This window comes from Sodalis sp. RH20, assembly GCF_047324205.1.
GTDB lineage: Bacteria > Pseudomonadota > Gammaproteobacteria > Enterobacterales > Enterobacteriaceae > Acerihabitans.
Window position 1 is genome coordinate 1,139,287 of record NZ_CP178733.1, and the last position, 16,257, is coordinate 1,155,543.

The window sequence follows — 16,257 nt, forward strand, 5'->3', positions numbered from 1 at the left end:
GGTTGTATCAGCCGGGTCAACCTGATTTGGCTGCCTGTTTCTTGATTTGTTCCAGAGCGGCATTAAAGCCCTCCGGCGTGCCGCTTGAGCCGGCAAGACGGTCCACTTTGACCTGCTCAATAGGCTTGCCGACCACGACCGCAGGAACCGCGTCGGCGAACCGCCGCTGATAATCCAGTGAAATGGGATTGGTAGCATGGGTTTTGATGTTTGCGGATGTAATGAGACCAGCATGCAGGGTAACGGTAACCGTGATAAACGAGGGCGCATTCCCGTATTGCCCCGTAGCGGTATAGGTGCCGTCCGCATAGGCGGTGCGTATGTTTGCCACTTTCCATACTTCAGTGCTGGCGGTTACGGATGTGGATTGGCGTTCGGCCGCGTTACCGACCGGCCATCCAGCTGTCATGACGATAGAGGTGGCCATCCACGCCACTGTCGTTACTTTTGCTTTTACGTTCATCTCATTCTCTGGCTATATATGTAACAAGCGAGTCAGCGCGATACCGTGGGAAGATCGCATTAATACAGGCTATCCGGCTGAGGGCACATTGCTGTAGTGCTGTGCTAAGCGGTCGCGGCGTAACGAATCTCCATGAGGTGCCGATAGCAGGGATAAGGATCATTTGCCGAAGCGAATTGCTTGATTAGGGCGCAACCTGCTTTACAGGCCGAACAAGGATTTCCTGCACCAGTACGCGGGGCGGTTGAGCAAAGGCATAAACAACCGCCTGGGCGACATCCTCGGCGTGCAGGGCATCCAAAGCTGCGCGCCGCTCGCGTAGCGCCTGCTCAGGCAGGTTGTGGCCAAATTCCGTCCAGACCGCGCCGGGTTCAATAACAGAAACGCGAATACCTACCGCGCCCAGTTCCTTACGCAATGTTTCGTGGAAGCCGACCACGGCGTACTTGGTCGCGCAGTAGACCGACCAGCCTTCTACGCCATAGCGGCCGCCAGTGCTGGATATCGAGGCGATCATCGCGCCAGGGCGACCCTGCAGCAGCGGAATGGCGGCATGGGTGCAATTAAGCAGCCCAATCAGATTGGTATCGATCATGCCGCGCCATTGTTCCGGCGCACTCTCGGCAAAGGGGGCATGGATACCAAGGCCGGCATTGTTCAGCAGCAGGTCGAGCCCGCCGAAAGTCTCTTTTACCTGTGCAAACAGCCATTCGACCTGGCTATTGTCAGTAACGTCGGTCACTATAGCGGTCGCCTTGTTGCCAAGCTCTTCAACCAGTGCTTCGATTCGATCGCGCCGCCGCGCCGCCAATACGATATGGACGCCCTCAGCGACCAGCAGACGTGCCGTGGCTTCGCCGATGCCACTTGAGGCGCCGGAGATCATCCTTACTCCACCTTTTGAGATCTGGCTATTGCATATAATGTTCATTTTCATTTTTTTTTTTTTTTTTTTTTTTTTTTTTTTTTTTTTTTGTGCCATGGAGAGAGAGAGAGAGAGAGAGAGAGAGAGAGAGAGAGAGAGAGAGAGAGAGAGAGAGAGAGAGAGAGAGAGAGAGAGAGAGAGAGAGAGAGAGAGAGAGAGAGAGAGAGAGAGAGAGAGAGAGAGAGAGAGAGAGAGAGAGAGAGAGAGAGAGAGAGAGAGAGAGAGAGAGAGAGAGAGAGAGAGAGAGAGAGAGAGAGAGAGAGAGAGAGAGAGAGAGAGAGAGAGAGAGAGAGAGAGAGAGAGAGAGAGAGAGAGAGAGAGAGAGAGAGAGAGAGAGAGAGAGAGAGAGAGAGAGAGAGAGAGTTTTGTGTGTGAAAAAAAAAAAAAAAAAAAAAAAAAAAAAAAAAAAAAAAAAAAAAAAAAAAAAAAAAAAAAAAAAAAAAAAAAAAAAAAAAAAAAAAAAAAAAAAAAAAAAAAAAAAAAAAAAAAAAAAAAAAAAAAAAAAAAAAAAAAAAAAAAAAAAAAAAAAAAAAAAAAAAAAAAAAAAAAAAAAAAAAAAAAAAAAAAAAAAAAAAAAAAAAAAAAAAAAAAAAAAAAAAAAAAAAAAAAAAAAAAAAAAAAAAAAAAAAAAAAAAAAAAAAAAAAAAAAAAAAGATTGTTAGCCATGTCGGCTGTAGGCGTCGCGAAGAGCGTTTTCAAACAACGTGGGATCACACCCGACACATCACGTCCCGAGTCGTCGGCACTGTTGCCGGTCGATAAGGCCGCCGAGGCTGAGCGGGCGGCGCTTGTAAAGGAAAATATCGCACCGGTTGCGCCCGAATTGGCGCGTTATACCGACGATGTTCTGTTTGCGGACTTATGGCGCCAACCCGATCTGGCAGCCCGTGATCGCAGTTTGGTTACGGTCGCTGCACTTATCGCCCGAGGGCAGCTCGAGCAGCTTTCCTTCCACCTGAACAAGGCCCGTGAAAGTGGATTGACGAAGACCCAGGCGGCGGAGGTTGCCACTCAACTCGCATTTTATGCAGGGTGGCCACGTGCAATGTCGTCCTTACCCATTATCAAAGCCGTATATGCGCAACCTGATAAGTAACGTGAAGAGGAAATAATAATATGATAGCAAGCCGCTGGAAACGACTCTGGGCTATTACGTGGGTGGTGGCCTCTATGTCCGCTGGTTTTAATGCGACCGCCGCTGACACAAACTCGCAAAAGCCGCTGGTCATTCAAGCGCAGGGAAGTTTTACCGTTGGCGGGAATGTGAACACCGCGCCGGGCACATTTGACCCCAGAAAGCCCATGGAGCCAGCAGGGCAAACCTATCACGGCGACCATCTCTATGCTTTTTATCAGATACCGGTCAATCCCCGGAAGTATCCCATCGTCATGTGGCATGGCGCCGGTCAATTCTCCAAAACCTGGGAAACCACGGCGGATGGCCGCGAGGGTTTTCAAAACATTTTTCTACGACGCGGTTTCTCCACGTATCTGATTGACCAGCCTCGTCGGGGAAATGCCGGCCGCAGTATGGTCGAAACCCTGGTCAAGCCTACGCCGGACGAACAAATGTGGTTCAACCAATTTCGCGTGGGAGTCTGGCCTGAGTATTTCAAAGGCGTGCAATTTGACCGCAGCGCCGGGACGCTCGATCAGTTCTTCCGGTCGATGACCCCCAATACCGGACCGTTTGACATGAATGTCGTCTCCGACGGTGCTTCCGCGCTCTTTGACAAGATAGGCCCAGGTATCCTGTTCACTCATTCGCAAGGCGGCGGGCCGGGCTGGCTGACGGCCATCAAGAACAAGAATGTCAAAGCTATCGTGGCATTTGAGCCGGGCAGCAGCTTTATCTTTCCTGATGGAGAGGTGCCGGCGCCGATCACCAGTTCCTTTGATATTGTGCGGGGCGAGACTGTTCCCCTGGACAGATTCATGGCGCTGACGCGCATCCCCATAGTCATTTATTACGGCGACAATATCCCTGACAAACCGACTGACATGCCGGCCCAGGATAGCTGGCGCGCGCGTCTTGAAATGGCGCGCAAGTGGCGTGATGTCGTTAACAAGCACGGCGGTGATGTCACGGTCGTACATCTGCCCGAGATCGGTATTAAAGGCAACACCCATTTTCCGTTTGCAGACTTAAATAATGTCCAGATTGCGGATCTCGTGTCGACGTTCCTTGCCGAGAAAAAACTGGACTGACAAAACAACAGGTCAACCGCGGCGAGTAGCCCGGGCGCCGCGCAGGCAAAGACCGGTGGCCGCGATGATGGCGGAATATCTTGCCGGCGCGCGACGTTTTCACCTTTAGGAGTATTAATATGAAAAACAAAATGATCAAGGCCATGCTCTTGGCCGCCATGGTCAGCCTCTCGGCAGGCAATACCGGGGCGGCGGACTATCGGAATAACCCGTTTACCCTGGTCTACGATGGCGCCATTACCCAAAATGAGCCAGGTAAGGTCAATATCCATCCGGTCACCTATAAGCTAAATGGCCTGGATATTGCCGCCAACGTCTATACCCCTGCCAACTATGATCCGAAGAAGTCCTATCCGACGGTGGTGGTAGCGCATCCGAACGGCGGGGTGAAAGAGCAGGTGGCCGGTCTGTATGCGCAGCGACTGGCTGAGCATGGCTACATTACCATCACCGCCGATGCGGCGTATCAGGGAGCCAGCGGTGGCGAACCGCGCAGCGTGGACAAACCGATGTACCGCATTGAGGATATCCACGGTATGGCGGACTACATCACTCAATATGCCGGCGTCGATGGGAAACGCCTGGGTCTGCTCGGCATCTGCGGCGGCGGGGGATACTCGCTGGCCGCGGCGCAAACCGACAAGCGATTCAAGTCGCTGGCGACGGTGAGCATGTTCAATTCGGGACGGGTTCGCCGCAATGGCTACAACGATTCGCAAATGGACACTATCCAGCAGCGCCTGCAGCAGGCTTCCGCCGCCCGCGCCCAGGAAGCGGCCGGCGGTAAAGTACTCTATTCGGGTGATGCCAATCTCACCGATGCGCAGATTGCCAAATTGCCGTTTGAACTGTATCGCCAGGGCTACGAGTACTACTGGAAGACGTATGCGCACCCCGGCTCAACCTTCAAGTACACCACCAGCAGCCTGCTGGACCTGATGCGCTTCGACGCCACCGACCATATTGATCTTATCCAACAGCCGTTGCTGATGATCGCGGGCAGCAAGGCCGACAGCCTGTACATGACCAAAGATGCGTTCCCCAAGGCCACCGGCACCAAGGACAAGGAATTGTTTATTATTGATGGCGCCACGCATATCGAAACCTACTGGGTTCCCAAGTATGTGAACGCCGCCATCGGCAAGCTGACCGCCTTCTATGGAAGAACGCTGTAATTCAGGGACGTAGATGGTTTCGGGTGGATCGGCTACTTATAGCCGTTCACAACCATCAGCAAGCTGCGCCGTGCGGGTATTGCCGTCTTGCCATTATTCTTGGGGAAAAACACTACGGTTTCCCTATTCGTGGCAGAGATTGGCTGGCGGCAGCTTATAAAATTATAGAGGACTAATATTATGAAAGCTTACCGGTTGCTTGATTTTAGAAGCTTAGATGATCTTCAACAGTGTGAAGAAGAGACGCCGCGACCGCAACGAGGCGAAGTATTAATCCGGGTTCGGGCCGTTTCACTGAATTATCGTGATATTGCCATGCTGGGCAATCGCTATCCCCTTAGTCATCGTAAGGGCTTGGTGCCGACCAGCGATGGCGCGGGGGAGGTTGTCGACGTCGGGCCGGATGTGCACGATTTTAAAATAGGCGATCGGGTGGTGGGTCTATTCCATGCCCGCTGGTTTGGCGGGCGTATGCCGATGTATTCGAATCAGCGCGGTTATGGCAGTGAGAACGATGGCTGGCTTTGCGAATTCAAAGTGGTTAGCCAGGAAGCTGTCGTTCATATGCCCGACAATCTTTCCTTTGAGGAGGCGGCGACCCTGCCTTGCGCAGCGGTTACGGCATGGAACGCATTGAGCGGCACCGCGCAAATACGCGCTGGACACACCGTACTTATCCAAGGAACCGGCGGCGTCTCTATCTTCGCTTTGCAATTTGCCCGGGTTCTTGGCGCGTCGGTCATTGCAACAACCTCAAGTGCCGCCAAGGCGGAACGATTACGCCAGTTTGGCGCCAGCGAGGTTATCAATTACCAGGAAGAACCCCATTGGGGCGAGCGGGTGCGTGAATTGACGCAGGGCAAGGGCGTTGATCGTATTGTGGAAGTCGGTGGACCGGGAACTATCGCCGAGTCGCTGCGCGCGATTGCTCCTGGCGGCGAAATCGCATCCATTGGCTTTTTAAGCGCCCAGGGAGCAGGCATCGATTTTTTAGCGTTATTTGGCAGCCTGGCAACCTTCAGGCCGTTTTCAGTGGGCAGTCGTGAAACGCTGGAAGATGTTTGTGCAATAATGGCGATGTCCAATATCAAACCAGTGATTGACCGCATTTTTGAGTTTAACGATGCCAGGGCAGCTTATGCCCACCTCGACAGCGGTTCGCATTTTGGCAAGGTGGTCGTCCGTTGCTGAATGAATCGGACCGCCAACCGTGGTGAAACATAACGCCGCGCAAGCCGGCCTGGTCGATAGCGGTAAAGCCGTAAGATAAAGCGCTGCCCTCTAGCAGTAGGCTTACTCCGCCACGGGCCAAAGCATGGGGTTTCGCTAGTCTTTCAACGGCGCTTCAACGTCTGACAACGCGAGCACGCCTTTTGAAAGCCGATCGCCTTGGATCTTGACTGACGCCACGGCCGCGTTGAGTTCGCGCAGTTCATTGGGAGTGAACCTTATCGCGGTGGCGCCAAGGTTTTCTTCCATATGGGCAATTTTCGTGGTGCCGGGGATCGGCACAATCCAGGGTTTTTGCGCCAGCAGCCACGCCAGCGCCAGTTGGGCCGGCGTCGCGTTCTTACGTTCGGCCCAGGTCCTGACCACGTCCACCAGCGCCATGTTGGCGCGCAGGGCATCGGGGGCGAAGCGGGGCACTGTAGCGCGAAACTCCCGCGGACCGTCGGCAACGAAGCGCGTATCGGCGGTGATCTTGCCGGTCAGAAAGCCCATGCCAAGCGGGCTCCAGCAGACAAAACCAATGCCCAGCTCCTCGCAGACCGGCAGGACCGCCGCCTGCGGTCCACGCCAAAGCATTGAGTACTCGTTCTGGATAGCCGTCAGCGGATGCACCGCATGCGCACGGCGGATGGTCTGGATGCCGGGTTCGGAAAGGCCGTAGTGCAGCACTTTGCCCTCGGCGATCAGATCCTTGAGCGCCCCGGCCACGTCTTCGATCGGCACGGCCGGGTCGACGCGGTGTTGGTAGAGCAGGTCGATGCGATCGGTGCGCAGACGCCGCAGCATGCCTTCGACCACGAGCTTGATGTGTTCCGGCCGGCTGTTGAGGCCGCCGAGCGGCTTGCCTGTCTTTTGATCGAAATTCCAGCCGTATTTGGTCTCAATGACCACTTTTCCGCGTATGCCCTGCAGTGCCTCGCCGACAATTTCTTCGGAGATGAAGGGACCGTAGGCTTCAGCGGTGTCGATAAGCGTAATTCCACGCTCGACTGCCGTCCTGATGAGTGTTATCGCCGCTTTCCGATCGAGGGGGCTATGATAGAAGTCGGATACCGAATCCCTGGTCGTACCCGGTACCCACTGGCAGCCCAGGCCAATGGAGGAGACTTCAAGGGTGCCCAGTTTGCGCCGCTGGCTGGCCGGCAGTGAACCGGCGATGGAAGAGGTCTGGATATCGGCCGCGAAAGCTGCGGACGTCATACAGGCAGAGAGCACCCATGGCGCAATGCCCAGGATTGCGGCTGAAGCCAGCAAATGACGGCGCTGCAGGTTTATTGTTTCGCGGCCACTTGGCTCGCGTTGTAAATCAATACCAGACATGGGCAGTTCCTTTGATTTGTCTAACTTAGGCAGCGTTGCCAGCGCGTCGGATTTGACTTTCAACAGTGTTACCGTCCGTCGTTCCCGGTTCGCCACCGCGCGATGCCAAAAAGCTAAATCCTTGACAAGGCGGCGTCGCTACTTCGTCGCTGCGTGCGACGTCGCGGTTTGATACTGGTCGTTCGATACTTTTTCCAGCCAATCGACCGATTTTCCGTCAAGCGCTTCGGCGATGGCCATGTGGGTCATACCGGTGGTGGCGGCGGCGCCATGCCAGTGTTTGGCACCTGGTGGGATCTGGACGATATCACCCGGTCGGATTTCTTGCGGTGATTTTCCCCATTGCTGAACCCAGCCCACGCCGGCTGTGACGATCAAGGTTTGCCCCAGTGGATGGGTATGCCAGGCTGTGCGAGCACCCGGCTCGAACGTGACTATACCGCCGCCGGCCCTGCCCGGCGAGATCGCCTGAAAACGGGAATCCACACGAACCGGCCCCGTAAAATTCTTCTCGGGACCTGCGCTGGACGCCTGCGAGCCGGCACGGGTGACCATCACCTCTGGAATCTGCCGGGCTGATACATTCGCAGCAAGAAGCAGCAAAACGGCGGTATTCAATGCAAGTGACTTCATCGGCGGTCCTTATCGTCCTGCTTAATTGAATGGATTCTTCCTTGAGCGGTTCGATAGGCTCAAGCGAGCTTTTGGTCAGTCGTTTATCACTACTGCTTTCAGCCATTCCGTCATACTTTCCATAGTGCGTCTTTGCTGATCCGCCTCCATCTCGAAACCCCATATCAACCGCGCATTCGAGGCGCGGCAATGAAGAGGCGAGGGACCTGTGCGACGCTGTTGTGACGCATTCTTACTATGAGCCTTACTATAGATAATGGATCTGGCGGCGACTAGATGGTAAAGTTGGGAAACACTTGTGAGTCATTTTCATGAATAATATCTATAGGGACTATGGCAATGCCGAGAGATAACTACAGTGATCTGTTGGTCTTCATTGCGGTGGCACGCGAAAAAAGTTTTACGCGCGCTGCCGCGCAACTCGGAATGTCCCAGTCGGCACTGAGCCACACCATGCGTTCCCTTGAAGAAAGAATGGGGGTCCGTCTGCTGACCCGAACCACCCGCAGCGTATCGCCGACAGAGGTCGGTCAACGCTTGATAGATCGCATTGCGCCCCGGTTCGAGGAAATCGAGGAGGAAATGACAGCCGTCGGCGAATTGCGCGACAAGCCCGCAGGCACCATTCGTATTTCAGCTACTGAAAATGCGGCCGAAACCGTATTGTGGCCCAGGCTGGTCAAACTGCTGCCCAAGTATCCCGATATCAAGGTCGAACTCATTGTGGAGTCCCGTTTTACCGATATTGTCGCTGAACGATATGACATGGGGATACGCCTGGGCAGTGAAGTGGCTCGTGATATGACGGCTATAAGGATCGCACCGGACATGCGTGTGGCGATTGTTGCTTCGCCAGACTACCTGGCAAGGCGTCCTGCTCCCGGAACGCCGCACGATCTCACGGAGCATGAGTGTATCAATTTATATCTGATGAGCCACGGCGAAATCTACGCCTGGGAGTTCAAAAAGGGCCCGCAGCAATTGAATGTGCGGGTCGACGGTCAACTGGTTTTTAATAGCACCAGGCAGATTCTGCATGCCGCGCTGGCAGGTTTCGGTCTGGGATATGTGCCGGAGGAAATGGCGCAGCCCTATATTAACCGTGGCGAGCTAATACAGGTTTTGAAAGAGTGGAGCCCAATATTTCCGGGGTATCACCTCTGTTATCCGATACGCCGTCAATCTTCTTCGCGAGCCATGGCCGTGCTGATTGAAGCGCTACGCTATCCGTCCGATCTGGCGGAGGTGTCCTAGAATGGCCCGCAAAAACTTCAGCCAGGTCCTCGCCTTTATCAACGTCGTGCGCGAAGGTAGCTTTACCCGGGCGGCTGCCTTGCTTGGCGTAACCCCTTCCGCATTAAGCCATGCCATCAGTGGACTCGAAGCTCAGGTGGGCGTCCAATTGCTGACCCGCACCACCCGGAATATTTCCACTACCGAAGCCGGGGAACGGCTATTCCTTAATGTTTCGACTCGTCTTGAGGAGATCGATGCTGAACTGGGCGTCGTGGATGCGCTGCGTGACAAGCCCGCAGGAACGGTTCGTATTACATCGGCTGAGCACGCTGCAAACAGTGTGCTGTGGCCCAAACTATCCAAAGTCCTCGGCGAATATCCCGATATCAATGTCGAGATCACTATTGATTACACCATGGCGGACATCGTGTCCCAGCGCTACGACGCCGGTGTTCGCCTGGGCAATCAGGTGGCTAAGGACATGATCGCCGTGCGTATCGGTCCCGATATGCGCATCGCTGTCGTCGGCTCACCTGCCTATTTGGCAAAGCGGCCTCTGCCCGGGACGCCAAATGATTTGGCTCAGCACAATTGCATCAATCTTCGGCTTCCAACCCATGGCGGCTTATTGCCGTGGGATTTTGATAAGGATGGACAGCAGGTCAAGCTCCGTGTGTCGGGACAATGGGTATTTAACAACAGTTCGTCCATCGTCAGGGCGGCACTGGCTGGACACGGCCTGGCCTTTGTCCCCGAAGACATGGTGCTTGAGCACATCGCCGAGGGAAGGTTGATTCGTATGCTTAATGATTGGTGCGATCCCTATCCCGGCTATCATCTCTACTATCCGAACCGGCGGCAATTTTCTCCTGCCTTATCCGTCATCGTCGATGCGCTGCGCTACCCGGAGTGATGACGCTTGTGATGCCGATATTGAATACTGGGAAAGCACCGGGCTGGCGCATTAACGGGAATCTACTGGCCCGCGTTCACTTTATCACTCGGGGATTGTGTTCATTTTAAGTCATGCTTTTTTTTATTTAGCTGGAGTAATTCATTGGCCCGAATCAAGGATTTCGACATGTCTTCGATCGACATTCTTTCATTCATGGCCATCTCGCGAATGATCGCGTAGGCTTCAAGTTCATCAACGCCCCGGATGGTGGAAATAATCACCTTTGCCTGACTGATGACATCGGCAATACGTAATTTGGTGGAAAGTTTTTCCATGCGACGGTTTAAGTCCTTCCAGTCGTAATGATTTTTAAATGCCATCACCAGGCTGGAAAGTACCCCGATTGGACGGATGGGACTGCTCATCAATGTCTTAGCCCCTACATGCAGCGCGGCGTCGATAACGGTGGGATTTTCATAATTGATAATGGCAATGACCGGGATATCCGTATGCTGCATCAGGTATTCATCAGCGAGGTATTCCATGCGCACGGCCCAGAATATCGCGTCGATATCGTCGGGCACCTCTTTTACTGGCGGCCATATAGTCAGGCTTTGGCAGCCAATACGGTGCAGTTGCTGCGTGAGAATTTTGAGGTCATCATCATCAGGATGAAATATAACGACTTTACAGCTCCTGATACGTCTGAAAAAACGCAGGCTGGCGCTTTTGTTTTTTGCCCGGTTGAAAATTTTATGCGTTATCATTATCAACCCCAGGCGGAGAATAGTTAACAAAGTAGGGATCTGCATCCACCCCTTGAGTGACTTCTTTGATAATGGAAAATTGCCCCTGTTTATTCACTTTGCCAATTTTAGGATACAATAATGTGTGATTATTGTGCGGATTGATTTTCACCCTTCCTTGCGGGGCGTCATATTCGCTGTTCAGCAGATACGGAAACAGCTGGCTTATGTCATCGGTATCGGATTTTGCCATTGCATTAGCGAAAAGATGCACCTGAAAATAGGCGGCCTCCCAACACATATTCGGCTCAACGGTATAAAACGGGCTAGATTTAAATCGGCTGAGAACGTCTTTATTGCGTTTAGAATCAATTGATTGAAAATAGGGCGCTGAAGTGATATGTCCTGCTGACACCCCCGTGCGCATTTCTGAAATTTCCGCTTCGCTGGTGGTCAGGCTGGCTATTGGAATTTTATCTGGATGAAGTCCTGCATCATGGCAGGCTAAATAAAATTCCTGGGTACTTCTACCAACCACTGTAGAAAATATAAAATCGGGGTGGGTTAATTTAATGTCCTGTACAATAGAGTGAAAATCTTCCCGGCCGGCATTCAGATCCACATAACGCTCGCTCACCACCGCCCCTCCCGGAAAGTTGGTCATGAAATCGCTCATGATGCGATTTGACTCATAAGGGTAAATATAATTACTGCCAACCATATAAACACGGGTACCATAATTGCTTGCCATATAATCAGCCAAAAAAAAGCTATTTTGATTGGGTGACGCACCGGTGTAGATGATATTGTTTGAAAATTCAAAACCTTCATAAGGTGTTGGGTAAAAGAGTAATTTTTGCCATTTTTCTATAATAGGCATCACGGCTTTTCGAGTGCTGGACATATAACAGCCGAAAACCACGTTGACCAGATCTTCTTTTATCAGTTTTTCCGCATAAACAGCGAAACGGTAAGGCGAACTGGCGGGATCGTAGTAAATAGGAATAATTTCCCTGCCATTGATTCCTCCATTATTGTTGATTTCTTCAATGGCAAAAAATGTTCCCTCCATTTGCGATCTTTCGATTTTTGAGGTGAATCCCGTCGAGGAGAATAAGACGCCAACCCTGACGGCATCACTATGCTTGTTTAATATCATTGGTTAATTTCCTTTTCCAGTTTTCGCCAGGATTTTTGTTGAATATGATATTTGGATTATATGTCATCCGCGATATCCAGTAGTTAAAAGCAGAATAAAAATAAAGCAACCGGATTGAAAATCATATTTACTTATACGATGTGATAATTGAATTACGTCGCTGGTAACGATTTACTTAGTCGGATGTGTCATAAGATGTTTTCTATCCAGCATATTAACCATGTACTAATATGTATGGCGATATTAAAATCTTTCAATAAATGCGCTGATGTATAAGAAAAACATCTTCAAGGGAATGATTTATGTAACCATCTTAATCCTAAGGAAAATTTGTAAAAAGATAAATTCGATATGCCTAATATCAATAGGTTAAAAAAAATAATCTCATGTTGCCGGGGTGTTGACTTTAGGCACCCTGATGTTTAAGGTTTAACCATGTTATCGCCCAGATGGCCGATATCACTCCAGGCAAGAGAGCCTCTAAAAATGCGTTCAACCACGCATTTTTGGGGCTCTTTTTTTTTGCCTTGATGAGCTATAAAGCCCGCCGGCTTGCCGCCAGCCAGAATGTTGACTCTCTGGTTCGCGAAGACGGGCCAATGTATCGCCGGGCTGAAATGTTAAACACAGACGAGGTAGGATGTATGCCATCAGCGATTGGGATAGATTTACTACGCGGCAGGCCGGTTCCGGCCATCGGCAGTACCGATGCCAAACTGCGCCAGCGCAAACTTGACGCCTTAACCCGAGGTATACACCGTATCAGCGATGACGAGGCGGTGCCTTACAATGTTCATCTGGTATGTATCGGCATGGCGGCCAATGCTTTCTTGCGTCAATTTGTCAGCCAAATGCCCGACACTCTGCTGGATCATGAACGGTCACGGCTGAGCATCCTTTCGGTGGATATGGCCGGAGAGGCAGACGCTGGTCTCCCAGTATTGCCCGCGGCCCTGGACGGTAATAAATACTTTTATGAATCATTGGCAATCGAGCAAGGTAAACCCGATGCGCTTGGCGATTTTTTCAGCCAGCACGCCGCGCACCTCCAACTGGAATATCCCTTGATACCTAATCCGGATACCTTTGCTCCCTGGCTAACGGAATCGGAGCGGAACGCGCCGGACCGGGATAGCCTCAGCCGGGCCTATGTCAAGGCCATGTATAGCCTGGCCTATTATCACGGTGAACGGCCCGCCTGGCATGCCCTGAAAAGATTCGCCCAAAGCGTCGGCCAAACAGAAACCGAATCCGTGGTCTGCATTGTGTTTTCCCTGGCTGATGCGGTCGGAAGCGCTATTGCGATGGATCTCAGCCGGCATTTATCCACCGTGCGGTTCGGTCGCCGGATCCTGGTTACTGGCATAGGTCTGGCACCGGCTTCGGCGGCGAATGACACTATCGCGCCGGCGAATGTCTATACCACGTTAAATGAATTGGAATGTCTGTGTAATGATCAATTGAATCAGCGTATTACGCCATCGTGCGGTGATTTGTTCAAAAATCCCTTTACCGCAGGTTTCCTGATGGTGCCGGACCTGGAGCCGACCCCATCAGAACAAGGGAAGTTGTATCAGGCGTTATCTTCATTGCTGCAGGATCGCGCCGGAGCAGGGTTGTGGGAAATACTACGCCAGCTTAACTGGCTGGCGGCGCCATTGACGCAACATTCAGCCGCGCGTACCCCGTGGGGCAATCGCTGGCTGCACGTGTTGGTCATGATGGCGGTAAAAGAGCCATCGGCATTTGCCGCGTTGAAAAACCAGCTAGGCATTTCCGACGGCTATGAGCCGGCTTTTGTCGAAGTGGTTTGCGCGCGTTTGAGTAAAAAAACGGCCGAACAACTGACCCGCGCGATCCACCAGTCTTTCGGGCAGAACATCATGGTGAATCATTACGCCGCCGGCTCCGCTCAAGAGATGCGTTTTATCCTGCCGTCCCTGGCGAAAAGCGATCTGCGGCTGTTCGCGCAGGCGAAAGCGCGTTATGACGCAAGTAGCCAAAATGAAAAAAGGCTATCCCATGCCTTATTACTCGAACAGGGTTTGCTGCTTTGCGAGCCTTCCGACGCGCAGACAGGCGTGGCCGGCCGCAATATCATAACCGGCAAACGATGGATAAATCTGCCATACCCGGCTATTCGGGGAGAAATATAAAGGAGTCCACCATGCCGCTTAACTGGAACGATGTGATCATAAAATACGGTGACGGCTACCAGGTGCCCACTGTAGTGGGCGATAAATTTCTGCATATTGAGAAAGTCGATAATGAGGCTATTACCATCTCATCACCTATTTGGCGAACACAATTGCACAGGGAAAACCTGGAAAAAGGCGTCAGGTTAATAGAGGAAGGCATAATATCCTCCGACCCGGGATTATTTGTCGAAGACTATATCTTATATGTCGCCAATGAGCGGGCAACCTCCGTTGCGCATATCTTAAGAGATCTCGGATTTTTGGATAAAATCGAAACTTTCAGTGTTCGCTGTTGAATTCAGTGTGATTAAGTTGTGGCTTTGTACCGCATATTCAACCGAATATGCGCAATGTTAATCATGTACTCCAGGAGAATATAAAATGACAGCTTCTTTATATAACAGCGCTACCGGTGTCCAGGCTCCGCACTGCTTGCATGCCATCGGTATTGGCAGGACCGGCATTGCGTATGTGGAAGCTTTGCTGCGCACCGGTGAAGTCGAGGACTTATTGGAGGATCCGCGTGCCCGCTTTGCCGCCATGGTGGTTGATATCGGCGATCAGGATATGCAAATCGCCAAGGATTATGCCGGCGCCTTGGTAAAACGTCTTGAGGAGCGCGGCATTCCCGCTTCGCGTTTCAAATTCCAGGCTATTGTTCTGGATATGAAGGATACGGACAGCTACTTTTCAGGGATGAACCGCACGCGTGAATATCTGAAACTGGAATATCCCCGTTATTATTGGAATCCCAATTACGAGTCCTATGTGCCCCATGATACTAAATTCCCCAAGGCGGGAGAGCATTTCCCACGCTCCATTGCCAAGGGTTTATACGCCAATGCCTATTATGACGGCAACCGCCCGATGCATAACGCGTTGGAGCAATTCGTCAGCCATATTGAAGAGGCAACCTTACCCTCTATGATTACGGTGTCCTTCAGCCTGGCGGGGGGAACCGGCAGCGGGATCGTGATGGATTTGGCGCGCCACCTGGCGACGGTAAAACTGGGGCGCCGCATGCCTGTGATAGGCGTCGGCCAGTTGCCCCATAGCGGCGATCCGGATATCTACAAAGAAAGTCCAGGGCTTTACACCACGCTTAATGAGCTCGATTGCATGCTTGATGACGATAAAAATGCTGGCGTGACCACCGTTTGGGGCGATCTGTACCGTAGCCCCTTTACCGGCGGGTTCTTTGTCGTAAATCCAGAGCAAAGCTGGCAACGGCTGTCATCCTATACCGATACCGGCAATCAAAAAGTACGCCATGAATTTAAACAACTGGTGACCAATCGCTTCGTTGCCGATTCTTTTATGCGGTTCGCCGTGCTTGACAAGAGCCGGGTATTATTTCGTTCTTTACGTCCGACCGGCTTCACCGGCGCACCGCACGAAACCATCAGTTCCAAATCCCGCAACTGGACGCTGTTCAACGTTGCCAAGCTGACCCATCCCGGGGTGCAGGTGCTCCCAGGACAAAGCGGCGATGTCTGGGATGAAACCCTGGCGCAGTGGACTAAGTTTATTGCGACTTTCGACGGTTTGACCGACAGTTTCGAAACCGATTTTGCCGAACTGCATATCCATTGCTCTCGCGAAATGAACCTGGAAAAACTGACGCACAATGTTAAGGAAGCCATTACCGGCAGCTATCTGATGGAAACCGGCTCGTCGCTGCAAGTCTATCATTACGAATTTTTTGATGCCCTGACGTCTTACTGCAACGTGATTTTACCCGGGGTGGCAAAAACCGATTTGGCCGCGTTCTGGAATAGCCAGAAGAATTACGATGCGCTCAACTGGAAAGCGAAGCTGGCTGAACATGCCTGGCTTATCGATCTCGGACCGATGATTTCCGAACCCGCCATTCGTTTTAAAGGCATGGCCGGTGAATGTATCTGGGGATGCGCCTGCTGGGTGGTGGTGCCTTACGATCAACTGCGCGGTGATGTATTGCCGCCGGCCAACCGTAAAGTGATTCGCGAGGAGGCGATTCGAAAAATGACGGAAACGGTGGTTGCCACACCGCAGTAATCACCCACCCTCCCAGGCTCGATTATTTCATC

Annotated in this window: 16 protein-coding genes; 10 read left to right on the forward strand and 6 right to left on the reverse strand. The window is 52.1% G+C overall.

The window, feature by feature from the left end:
- Positions 1–16 precede the first annotated feature (16 nt).
- Together ACL2XM_RS05265 and ACL2XM_RS05270 are read right to left on the reverse strand one after the other, a co-directional pair.
- Positions 17–463: a hypothetical protein gene (locus tag ACL2XM_RS05265; protein ID WP_413723104.1), complete on the reverse strand. Its 447-nt coding sequence runs from the start codon at positions 461–463 to the stop codon at positions 17–19.
- A gap of 184 nt (positions 464–647) precedes the next feature.
- Entirely contained in the window at positions 648–1,445 is a 798-nt protein-coding gene (locus ACL2XM_RS05270) for an SDR family oxidoreductase (protein ID WP_413732558.1), read from the reverse strand.
- Between ACL2XM_RS05270 and ACL2XM_RS05275 the strand changes: the two genes are divergently transcribed.
- The 5 genes from ACL2XM_RS05275 (at position 1,437) to ACL2XM_RS05295 (ending at position 5,962) form a co-directional block, all read left to right on the forward strand.
- On the forward strand, positions 1,437–1,763 hold the full coding sequence (locus tag ACL2XM_RS05275) for a hypothetical protein (protein WP_413732560.1): 327 nt from the start codon (positions 1,437–1,439) through the stop codon (positions 1,761–1,763). The genes ACL2XM_RS05270 and ACL2XM_RS05275 overlap by 9 nt on opposite strands.
- A gap of 289 nt (positions 1,764–2,052) precedes the next feature.
- Positions 2,053–2,484, forward strand: coding sequence for a carboxymuconolactone decarboxylase family protein (locus ACL2XM_RS05280; protein ID WP_413733192.1), 432 nt, complete (start codon positions 2,053–2,055; stop codon positions 2,482–2,484).
- Positions 2,485–2,558: 74 nt separating this feature from the next.
- Positions 2,559–3,596 (forward strand): alpha/beta hydrolase, encoded by a 1,038-nt coding sequence (locus ACL2XM_RS05285; protein ID WP_413733193.1) that lies wholly within the window; start codon positions 2,559–2,561, stop codon positions 3,594–3,596.
- Between the two features lie 119 nt (positions 3,597–3,715).
- The gene (locus ACL2XM_RS05290; RefSeq protein ID WP_413732561.1) at positions 3,716–4,771 is read left to right on the forward strand and encodes an alpha/beta hydrolase; all 1,056 of its coding nucleotides are present in this window, start codon (positions 3,716–3,718) and stop codon (positions 4,769–4,771) included.
- Positions 4,772–4,951: 180 nt separating this feature from the next.
- Complete coding sequence (locus ACL2XM_RS05295) at positions 4,952–5,962, forward strand: zinc-dependent alcohol dehydrogenase family protein (protein ID WP_413729922.1); 1,011 nt, start codon at positions 4,952–4,954, stop codon at positions 5,960–5,962.
- Between the two features lie 135 nt (positions 5,963–6,097).
- Here ACL2XM_RS05295 and ACL2XM_RS05300 read toward each other — a convergent pair whose 3' ends face one another.
- Together ACL2XM_RS05300 and ACL2XM_RS05305 are read right to left on the reverse strand one after the other, a co-directional pair.
- On the reverse strand, positions 6,098–7,321 hold the full coding sequence (locus ACL2XM_RS05300; protein WP_413733194.1) for an aldo/keto reductase: 1,224 nt from the start codon (positions 7,319–7,321) through the stop codon (positions 6,098–6,100).
- Positions 7,322–7,459: 138 nt separating this feature from the next.
- The gene (locus ACL2XM_RS05305) at positions 7,460–7,954 is read right to left on the reverse strand and encodes a cupin domain-containing protein (RefSeq protein WP_413728141.1); all 495 of its coding nucleotides are present in this window, start codon (positions 7,952–7,954) and stop codon (positions 7,460–7,462) included.
- A gap of 339 nt (positions 7,955–8,293) precedes the next feature.
- On the opposite strand from ACL2XM_RS05305, the gene ACL2XM_RS05310 reads away from it, so the two are divergent.
- Together ACL2XM_RS05310 and ACL2XM_RS05315 are read left to right on the forward strand one after the other, a co-directional pair.
- A complete protein-coding gene (locus tag ACL2XM_RS05310; RefSeq protein WP_413723098.1) occupies positions 8,294–9,208 on the forward strand; it encodes a LysR family transcriptional regulator in 915 nt (304 codons plus the stop codon).
- A 1-nt stretch (position 9,209) separates the two neighbouring features.
- Positions 9,210–10,103, forward strand: coding sequence for a LysR family transcriptional regulator (locus ACL2XM_RS05315; RefSeq protein WP_413723097.1), 894 nt, complete (start codon positions 9,210–9,212; stop codon positions 10,101–10,103).
- Between the two features lie 101 nt (positions 10,104–10,204).
- On the opposite strand, the gene ACL2XM_RS05320 is transcribed toward ACL2XM_RS05315, so the two are convergent.
- Both ACL2XM_RS05320 and ACL2XM_RS05325 read right to left on the reverse strand, forming a co-directional pair.
- Entirely contained in the window at positions 10,205–10,852 is a 648-nt protein-coding gene (locus ACL2XM_RS05320) for an ANTAR domain-containing response regulator (protein ID WP_413723096.1), read from the reverse strand.
- A complete protein-coding gene (locus tag ACL2XM_RS05325) occupies positions 10,839–11,990 on the reverse strand; it encodes a transporter substrate-binding domain-containing protein (RefSeq protein WP_413723095.1) in 1,152 nt (383 codons plus the stop codon). The genes ACL2XM_RS05320 and ACL2XM_RS05325 overlap by 14 nt, the downstream gene beginning before the upstream one ends.
- A gap of 644 nt (positions 11,991–12,634) precedes the next feature.
- Between ACL2XM_RS05325 and ACL2XM_RS05330 the strand changes: the two genes are divergently transcribed.
- The 3 genes from ACL2XM_RS05330 (at position 12,635) to ACL2XM_RS05340 (ending at position 16,225) form a co-directional block, all read left to right on the forward strand.
- Positions 12,635–14,146: a hypothetical protein gene (locus tag ACL2XM_RS05330; RefSeq protein ID WP_413723094.1), complete on the forward strand. Its 1,512-nt coding sequence runs from the start codon at positions 12,635–12,637 to the stop codon at positions 14,144–14,146.
- Between the two features lie 11 nt (positions 14,147–14,157).
- Complete coding sequence (locus ACL2XM_RS05335; protein WP_413723093.1) at positions 14,158–14,484, forward strand: hypothetical protein; 327 nt, start codon at positions 14,158–14,160, stop codon at positions 14,482–14,484.
- 85 nt (positions 14,485–14,569) lie between these two features.
- Positions 14,570–16,225: a tubulin-like doman-containing protein gene (locus tag ACL2XM_RS05340; RefSeq protein WP_413723092.1), complete on the forward strand. Its 1,656-nt coding sequence runs from the start codon at positions 14,570–14,572 to the stop codon at positions 16,223–16,225.
- Positions 16,226–16,257: the final 32 nt, after the last annotated feature.